8 protein-coding genes are annotated in these 8,237 nt (G+C 67.0%); 3 read left to right on the forward strand and 5 right to left on the reverse strand.

The window, feature by feature from the left end; translation table 11 throughout:
- Positions 1–148: 148 nt before the first annotated feature.
- Together AC6RA4_RS20845 and AC6RA4_RS20850 are read right to left on the reverse strand one after the other, a co-directional pair.
- Entirely contained in the window at positions 149–769 is a 621-nt protein-coding gene (locus tag AC6RA4_RS20845; protein ID WP_500163598.1) for a thiamine phosphate synthase, read from the reverse strand.
- A 92-nt stretch (positions 770–861) separates the two neighbouring features.
- Positions 862–1,191 (reverse strand): TfoX/Sxy family protein, encoded by a 330-nt coding sequence (locus AC6RA4_RS20850; RefSeq protein WP_500163599.1) that lies wholly within the window; start codon positions 1,189–1,191, stop codon positions 862–864.
- Positions 1,192–1,604: 413 nt separating this feature from the next.
- Between AC6RA4_RS20850 and AC6RA4_RS20855 the strand changes: the two genes are divergently transcribed.
- The 3 genes from AC6RA4_RS20855 (at position 1,605) to AC6RA4_RS20865 (ending at position 5,064) form a co-directional block, all read left to right on the forward strand.
- Complete coding sequence (locus AC6RA4_RS20855) at positions 1,605–2,348, forward strand: RNA methyltransferase (RefSeq protein WP_500163601.1); 744 nt, start codon at positions 1,605–1,607, stop codon at positions 2,346–2,348.
- A 98-nt stretch (positions 2,349–2,446) separates the two neighbouring features.
- A complete protein-coding gene (ctaA, locus tag AC6RA4_RS20860) occupies positions 2,447–3,592 on the forward strand; it encodes a heme A synthase (protein WP_500163602.1) in 1,146 nt (381 codons plus the stop codon).
- A complete protein-coding gene (locus AC6RA4_RS20865) occupies positions 3,589–5,064 on the forward strand; it encodes a carboxypeptidase M32 (RefSeq protein WP_500163604.1) in 1,476 nt (491 codons plus the stop codon). The genes ctaA and AC6RA4_RS20865 overlap by 4 nt, the downstream gene beginning before the upstream one ends.
- Positions 5,065–5,177: 113 nt before the next feature.
- On the opposite strand, the gene AC6RA4_RS20870 is transcribed toward AC6RA4_RS20865, so the two are convergent.
- The 3 genes from AC6RA4_RS20870 to AC6RA4_RS20880 all read right to left on the reverse strand — a co-directional run.
- Positions 5,178–5,570 carry a hypothetical protein gene (locus AC6RA4_RS20870; protein WP_500163605.1) on the reverse strand — a complete coding sequence of 131 codons (393 nt, stop codon included), beginning with the start codon at positions 5,568–5,570 and terminating at the stop codon, positions 5,178–5,180.
- A 113-nt stretch (positions 5,571–5,683) separates the two neighbouring features.
- Positions 5,684–6,538: a LysR family transcriptional regulator gene (locus AC6RA4_RS20875; RefSeq protein WP_500163607.1), complete on the reverse strand. Its 855-nt coding sequence runs from the start codon at positions 6,536–6,538 to the stop codon at positions 5,684–5,686.
- A 314-nt stretch (positions 6,539–6,852) separates the two neighbouring features.
- Positions 6,853–8,237, reverse strand: a 1,385-nt coding sequence (locus tag AC6RA4_RS20880; RefSeq protein ID WP_500163609.1) for an AIR synthase-related protein, incomplete at its 5' end; no start/stop codon positions are given.

Below are 8,237 nucleotides of genomic sequence, written 5' to 3' on the forward strand. Positions count from 1 at the left end.
GGGTTGCGCGGCGGCCGGCGTCCGCATCGCGGGGGGGCGCGCCGCGGCGCGGCGCGCGGCCTGTGACGAGCGTGTCGCGCCCTACAGTGTCGCGTCTGCGAGAGACGCGCGTGCCGGAGTGGTGCCTGTTCCGATCGCGCGGGGCGCGTCAGCCCATCGCGGCGACGAGCGCCGTCAGCGCCGCGGCGGGGTCGTCCTGCGACCAGATCTCCTCGCCGATGCCGAAGAAATCGGTGACCGGGGTGAGCTTTGCCACGAGCTCGGCGGTGAGCCCGCCCTCGGCCACCACCGGCAGCTCGATCATCTGCGACCACCATTCGAAGAGATCGGGCTCGGCCAGCGTGCCGTCGCCCAGCGAGGCGCCGCCCACCGGGCCGAAGGAGACATAATCGGCGCCGTTCTCGCCGGCGGTCATGCCGTCATGGCGCGAGGCGCTGCAGAAGGCGCCGACGATGGCGTCGGGACCGAGCTCCTTGCGCGCCAGCCGCACCGAGCGCGCGCCGTCGGTCAGATGCACCCCGTCGAGCCCCAGACGCTGCGCCAGCACCACGTGGGTGTCGATCACCAGCGCCACGTCATGGGCATGGGCGACCTCGCGCACCGCGTCGGCGGCGCGCATGATGCGGTCCTCGTCGCGGGTTGCCAGCGCCAGCCGGATGCAGGCGATCGGCGCCGCCTTCAGCACCGCGTCGAGCTGCGCCGGGAAGGCGGAGAGATCGAACTCCGGCGGGGTGATCAGGTAGAGCTGGGGCAGATCGGTCTCGGCCATGAGGGTATTCTCCGGAAAGCTCCGGCGTCCATACACCGAGTGGCGCAGCGGTGCCAAGGGCTTGCCGCAGATCCCCTGTCAGGGCGGCGGGTTCATTTCGGATCGAGCCTGGCCACGAAGCGCAGCGCCATGGCGGTGAGCCGGGCGCGCAGGGCGTCATCGGCGATGCCCTCGTCGTCCAGCGTCACGAAGCCGCCCATGACCCGCGCGCCCAGACGCATGCGGTCGGTGTGGGGAAGGGTGAGCGCCTCCGCGACCTGCTCCTTGCCGACCCGGTAGAGGGCGTGATCGCGAAAGCTGCCGCCGATCATGTGGCCTCGGGTGGTGAAACAGAGCCCGCCGAACATCGCGATCTCGCGCAGGTCGGGTATGCCGTCGAGATCGGCACGCAGGGTCTCGGCAAGGCCTTCATCGTGGGGCATGGGGGCTCCGGTCTGGCATGTGGCGGGAGTGTAGCGGGTGAGCGGTGGCGGTGGGAGGGGGGTGATGCTGCGGCGGTGGCCCGGCGTCGGAGCGGGCGGGTGGTGTCGGACGCCTCCGGCGGGAGTATTTTTGGACGAAGAGAAGATGGGGGCGATTTGGGGAGCGGCTTTTCGGGGTTTGGCGGAGGGTCGCTGGTGGCGGAACTGGTTTGGGCAGGGGCTGGCCTTGGCGCGGTTGGGGAGGGTGGACGCCTCCGGCGGGAGTATTTTGACGAAGAGAAGATGGGGTAGGGCACGCTTGCGGAGGCTGGGGCAAGGGCTTTCCTGCGGCGGCGCGGGGCGGGATCGGGCGATGCGTGCTTGCCCTTGTTTTGCCCGGCGCTTAGGGATGCGCGCGAGACAAAGGAGAGGCCATGCCGAGCGATATGAAACAGCCCGCCTTCGTGCTGGTGCGCCCGCAGATGGGCGAGAATATCGGTGCCGCCGCGCGCGCCATGTGGAATTTCGGGCTCGACCGGATGCGACTGGTGAGCCCGCGAGACGGCTGGCCAAACCCGGCCTCGGTGGCCATGGCATCCGGCGCGGGGCGGCTGCTCGACGAGGCGCAGCTGAGCGAGGACGTGGCCGGGGCGGTGGGCGATTGCGACCTCGTCTTCGCCACCACCGCGCGCCAGCGCGGCATGACCAAGCCGGTCTACTCGCCGGAAGAGGCGATGAAGGCCGCAGCCGAGCGCATCGCGCAGGGCGGCCGCGTCGCGGTGATGTTCGGCCCCGAACGCGCAGGCCTCGAGAATGCCGACGTGGCGCAGGCCAATGCCATCATCTCGGTGCCGGTGAACCCCGAGTTTCCCTCGCTCAACCTCGCGCAATGCGTGCTGCTCTGTGGCTACGAGTGGCGCCGGGCCAGCGCGGAGATCGAGGCGCGGCGCGACGAGATGGCGGGCGCGGCCTGGGCCAGCGGCATCGAGGTCGAGAAGCTCGCCGAGCATTACGAGCAGCGGCTCGAGGAGGCCGGGTTCTTCTTCCCCGATCACAAGGCACCGGCGATGAAGCTCACGCTGCGCAATCTCTGGTCGCGCATGCCGCTGACCAGCGAGGACGTGCGCACCCTGCACGGCATCCTGCGCCAGATGGTGCGGTGGAAGGAACGCGGCTGACGCCGCCGCCCGGAGCGCTGCGTCACAATGGCGCTCTTTGGTTGAAGCGACAGGGGGGCGGCCCTATCGTCCGCTCCAAACTCAAGCAGAGGTGAGGCATGGCCGGACAGCGAAAGCTCTTCGAGGAGGTCGGCGCGGAGACGCCGAAGGCGCAGCCTGCGGGCGGCATGATCGACAAGGGGCGCGGCGGCGCGCGCGGCGCCATCCGGCTCTGGCTGATGCTGCTTTTCGCGCTGGTCATGGCGATGATCGTGGTTGGCGGCATGACGCGGCTCACCGACAGCGGCTTGTCGATCACCGAGTGGAAGCCCGTCACCGGGGCGATCCCGCCGCTCGATGCCACCCACTGGCAGCAAGAGTTCGAGCTTTACCAGCAGAGCCCGCAATACCGCATCATGAACAACCAGATGACGCTCGACGAGTTCAAGAGCATCTACTGGTGGGAATGGGGCCACCGTCAGCTTGGCCGGGTGATCGGGCTGGTCTGGGCGCTTGGCTTCCTGGGCTTCCTCTTGACGAAGAAGATCCCCACCGGCTGGACCGGGCGACTGCTGCTTCTCGGCGTGCTCGGCGGGCTGCAGGGCGCGATCGGCTGGTGGATGGTGGCCTCGGGGCTGGTGGGCGAGATGGTCTCCGTCGCCTCCTACCGGCTGGCGACGCATCTCGGCCTCGCCTTCGTGATCCTCGGCTTCATCGCCTGGTACGTCTTCGCGCTGGCGCGCCCCGAGCGCGAGCTCATGCAGGCGCGGCGCGGGCGCGAGGCCAAGCTCTTCTCGATGGGCACCGGCCTGATGCATTTCGCCTTCCTGCAGATCCTGCTTGGCGCGCTGGTGGCGGGCATCGATGCCGGCCGCAGCTATACTGACTGGCCGCTGATGGCCGGCGGGTTCTTCCCGCCGCAGCCCTTCGATATCGTGCCGCTCTGGCGCAACTTCTTCGAGGATCCGGGGCTCGTTCAGTTCATGCACCGCATGGCCGGCTACCTGCTTTTCGTCTTCGGCATCGTGACCTGGCTCCGGGCGCGCAAATCCGCCAATCCCGACACCCGTTTCCGCTTCAACGCGGTCATGGCGATGATGCTGCTGCAGGTGGTGCTGGGCATCGTCACGGTGCTCTACGTGGCGCAGATGCATATCGCGATCACCCATCAGATCGGCGCCGTGGTGCTCTGGGTGCTGATCATCCGCGCCCGCTTCGGGGCGCAATATCCCAAGGCCCAATCGATCCGGGGGAAAGTCGCATGAGTGCTTTCGAGACCCTGATGAACTTCCAGCGCGAAACCGGCGCGCTGGCTCAGGTCGCCGGCCGGCTGGGCTGGGACCAGGAGACCATCATGCCGCGCGGCGCGGGCGAGCAGCGCTCGGAAGAGATCGCCGCGATGGAGGCGGTTCTGCACGCCCGCCGCACCGATCCGCGTGTCGGGGAATGGCTCGAGGCCATCGACCCCGAGGCGCTCGACGCCGAGGGCAAGGCGCAGCTGCGCCACATCCGCCGCTCCTACGAGCGCACGCTTCGGGTGCCGGCCAAGCTGGCCAGCGATCTGGCGCGGCTGACCTCGCGCGCGCACCGCGTCTGGGCCGAGGCGCGGGCCGACGACAATTTTGCTGCCTTCGCGCCGGTGCTGCGCGAGGTGGTGAGCCTCAAGCGCGAGGAGGGCGCGGCGCTGGCGGCGGGCGGCGATGTCTACGACGCCATGCTCGAGGATTACGAGCCCGGCGCCACTGCGGCGCAGCTTGCCGAGATGTTCGGCGCCCTGCGCCCGCGCCTGGTGGCGCTGCGGCAGGCGGTGCTCGAGAAGCCCCAGCCGACCGCGCTCAGCGGCCCGTTCGACGAGCAGGCGCAGATGACGCTGGCGCTGACCGTCGCCAAGACCTTCGGCTACGAGATGTCGCGGGGCCGCATCGACAAGTCGGTGCACCCGTTCAGCTCGGGCTCGGGCGATGACGTGCGCATCACCACGCGCACCAACGCGCTCGATCCGTTCAACTGCCTCTACTCGACGATCCACGAGGTCGGCCACGCCTGCTACGAGCAGAACGTGCGCAAGGCCTACCGCTTCACGCCGCTGGGCGCGGGCGTGTCGATGGGGGTGCATGAAAGCCAGAGCCGGATCTACGAGAACCAGCTTGGCCGCTCGCGCGCCTTCACCGGTTGGCTCTATGCGCGCATGGTGGAGGCCTATGGCGATCTCGGGCTCGACGGGCCCGACGCCTTCTATGCCGCAGTGAACCGGGTACAGAACGGCTATATCCGCACCGAGGCGGACGAGGTGCAGTACAACCTTCACGTCCTACTGCGCTTCGATCTCGAGCGCGCGCTGATCGCCGGCGATCTCGAGGTCGACGATCTCGAGGCGGCGTGGAACGAGCGTTTCCTTGCGGATTTTGGCTACGAGGTCGACAAGCCCTCGGATGGGGTGTTGCAGGATGTGCACTGGTCGGCGGGGCTGTTCGGCTACTTCCCGACCTACTCGCTGGGCAATGTCTATGCCGGCTGCCTGCACGCGTCGCTGCGTCAGGCGGTGCCGGATCTCGACGCGCAGCTTGCGCAGGGCGACCTGCGCGCGGCGACCGGATGGCTGGCCGAGAACGTGCAGCAATATGGCGGGCTCTACGAGCCGCGCGAGGTCATCTCGCGGGCTTGCGGCGGTGAGCCGTCCGAGGGTGCGCTGCTCGACTATCTCGAAGAGAAGTTCGGGGCGATCTACAGCGTCTGAGCGCTAGATCGCGCGCTCCGGTGGCCGGGGCAAAAAAATAGGGCGGCCTTTTCAGGGGCCGCCCAGTCAGGGTCGTCTTCGCGCTTTGCGTCTTTGTTGTCGTTGGTCGGGGCTCAGAGCACCTCGCGCCAGCCGGCCCGCATCATGCTGAAGCGGCCGCCGCCGAAAAGAATGAGCGGCAGGCCCAGAAGCATGACGTAGATGCTGCTCATGAGCGCCTCGCGGCTGGTGGCGTGCAGGCCCGGGAGGACGACCTCGAGCCCGACAAAGAGCGCCAGCCCCAGCAGCGCGACGACGCGGGTGCGGACGCCGAAGATCAGCCAGACGCTCACCGTGGCGAGAAGCACGCAGAGCGCCGAGGCCGCGAGCCCGACATGTTGGGGATAGACATACCAGCCGAGTTGCATCGGATCGGTGGCGAAAATGGTGCTCATCACGGTGTAGCCAAGGAAAATGGCCAGCGCGATGCGCAGCGTGCATTGCAGCACGGCAAGGGTGGTGTTCATTCAGGACTGCTCGATTTTCGATCGTGTTTTTTCTTGTCAGGAAACTGCGGCACTGAGTGCCATCTGCCAAGATCGAATGCCGAAAGCCTGTCGTTGCAGAAACGCGACTGGCGTTACGAGTTGCTCGCTCCAGTTGTGCCTGTCACGTCGTCGAAGCACTGAATGATCCAGTCCACGGCGCGGCGCATGCCGGGATCGTTGCGGCGGCTTTCGTGGTAAAATAGCCAGCATTCCTCGTGTCGCGAGGGGGATTCGGGGAACAGGGGCACGAGGTCGGGATCGTCCGCCGCCAGCAGTTCGGGCAGGGGGCCGGGCAACTGGGTGACCTTCATCAGGCGCTGCAGCGCCATCAGGCTGTCGACCCGCAGCTTGGGTTCGCGACCGAAATGGCTGTGGCCGAACTGCATGAGCGGCGAATCGTCGTGACCCTCGCCAAGGCCGGCCCAGTCCTCGCCAAGCGGCGCGTCGGCGAAGCGGTAGAACCGGAAATCGAGTGTGCCGACCTTACGTGCGATGATCCGACCCTGTTCGGGGCGGTTGCATTGCAGCACGAGATCGCTGTCGCCAAGCCCCTCGCGGAAGATCCGGTCGGAGAAGTTCAGCCGCACCCCGTCGAGCATCGCCTTGTGCTTGGTGAGGCCCGGAAACAGCACCATCGAGGTGATGATCGGCAGGCTGCCGACGCTGATCGTCACCGGTTCGGAATCGGTGTTGGCGGCCTGTGTGTTAAGCGCCGCCTGCAGTTCGCCGTCAAAGCTCTGGGCAAGGTTGATCAGCGAGGCCACCGCCTCGGACGGGCGCCAGCCATCGGAGGTCTTGACGAAGGCGGGCATGCCGAGGGTCTCGGACAGCCGTTCGATCCGTCGGGATACCGTCGCGGTGTTGGTGCCGAGGCTCTTGGCGGCGGCGGTCATCGTCCCGGTCTTGGACAGCGCCACGAGAAAGCGCAGATCGTCCCAGTTGTTCATCTTTGTCTGCTCGGTACCTTACAGAGACCACGAGGTCGTTAACCGCATAAAATCCGCGGATGAGACAGACAGGAACGTGTTCTGAGCACTGTCGGAATCGATACCGGGCTATCTACTAAATACGTCTCTAAGATGTGCTATTTGTTTTTGCAATAGTGCCATTACATATGCGCAACGCTAATAAGGCCTTGAAATGCATAAATAGTTTATCAAAATGAGAAACCCGCCCCTCGGTTCCGAGGGGCGGGCGCTGATCTGTCGCAGTAACGGTTCCCGTTATTGCTGAATTTTGTGGCGCGGCCTCGCGTCTGGCCTCAGCCGAAAAGGGCCCCGAAGCTTGCGCGGAAAATCCCGGAAAGCTCCGAAAGCGGTGCCTCGCTACCTCCGAGCTTCACGCTGTCGCCGTGGAAGCGGCCCACGGTCTGGATCGTGACACCGGCCTGACCGGCCGCGATCATCAGCGCCTCGGCGGCGTCGAAGCTGCAGGCGATCAGGTAGCGGCCCTGATCCTCGCCGAAGAGCTCGGCGGTGTCGGCGCTGTCGAGCTGCACGCCGACGCCAGAGGCCTCGGCCATCTCGAAGGCGGCAAGCGCAAGGCCGCCGTCGCTGAGATCGGTGCAGCACTTGATCCATTCGCGATTGGCGCGGATGAACTCGCCGTTGCGCTTTTCCTCGGCGAGATCCACCGCCGGCGCGTCGCCGTCTTCGCGGTTGAACACCTCTGCCAGCAGGGCCGACTGGCCGAGATGGCTGCCGGCGGCGCCGACGAGAAGGGCGACGTGGCCGTCGCGGGCATAGCCGAGGATCGGCTCTTCATCTGCGGCGATCAGGCCCACGGCGCCGATGGTCGGGGTCGGCAGGATGCCCTGGCCGTCGGTCTCGTTGTAGAGCGAGACGTTGCCCGACACGATCGGCATGTCGAGCGCCGAGCAGGCCTCGCCGATGCCGCGCAAGGCCTCGACGAACTGGCCCATGATCTCGGGCTTCTCGGGGTTGCCGAAATTGAGGTTGTCGGTGGTGGCGAGCGGCAGCGCGCCCACGGCGGTCAGGTTGCGGTAGGCCTCGGCCACCGCCTGCTTGCCGCCCTCGACCGGGTTGGCCTTGACGTAGCGCGGGGTCACGTCCGAGGTGAAGGCGAGCTTCTTGTCGGTGCCGTGCACCCGGATCACGCCCGAGCCGAAGCCGGGGATGCGCATGGTGTCGGCCATGACCTGGCTGTCATACTGCTCGTAGACCCATTCGCGCGAGCAATAGTTCGGCGAGGCGATCAGCGCCTTCAGCCCGTCGATCGGATCGATCTGCGGCACGTCGGCCAGCGGCTCTGCGGGCGCGGAGGGCTCCCACGGGCGGTCGTATTCGGGGGCCGAGGAGGACAGCCGCGACAGCGGCATGTCGGCCTTCACCTCGCCATTGTGGACGATGAGGAAGCGGTCTTCCTCGATGGTCTCGCCGACGATGGCAAAGTCGAGATCCCATTTGTCGAACACCGCCTTGGCCTCGGCCTCCTTGGAGGGGTCGAGCACCATCAGCATGCGCTCCTGGCTCTCCGAGAGCATCATCTCGTAGGCGGTCATGTTCTTTTCGCGCTGCGGCACCTTCTCGAGGTCGAGCCGCACGCCAAGGCCGCCCTTGTCGCCCATCTCCACGGCCGAGCAGGTCAGGCCCGCCGCGCCCATGTCCTGGATCGAGATCACCGCGC

The sequence above is a fragment of the Salipiger sp. genome, assembly GCF_059781815.1.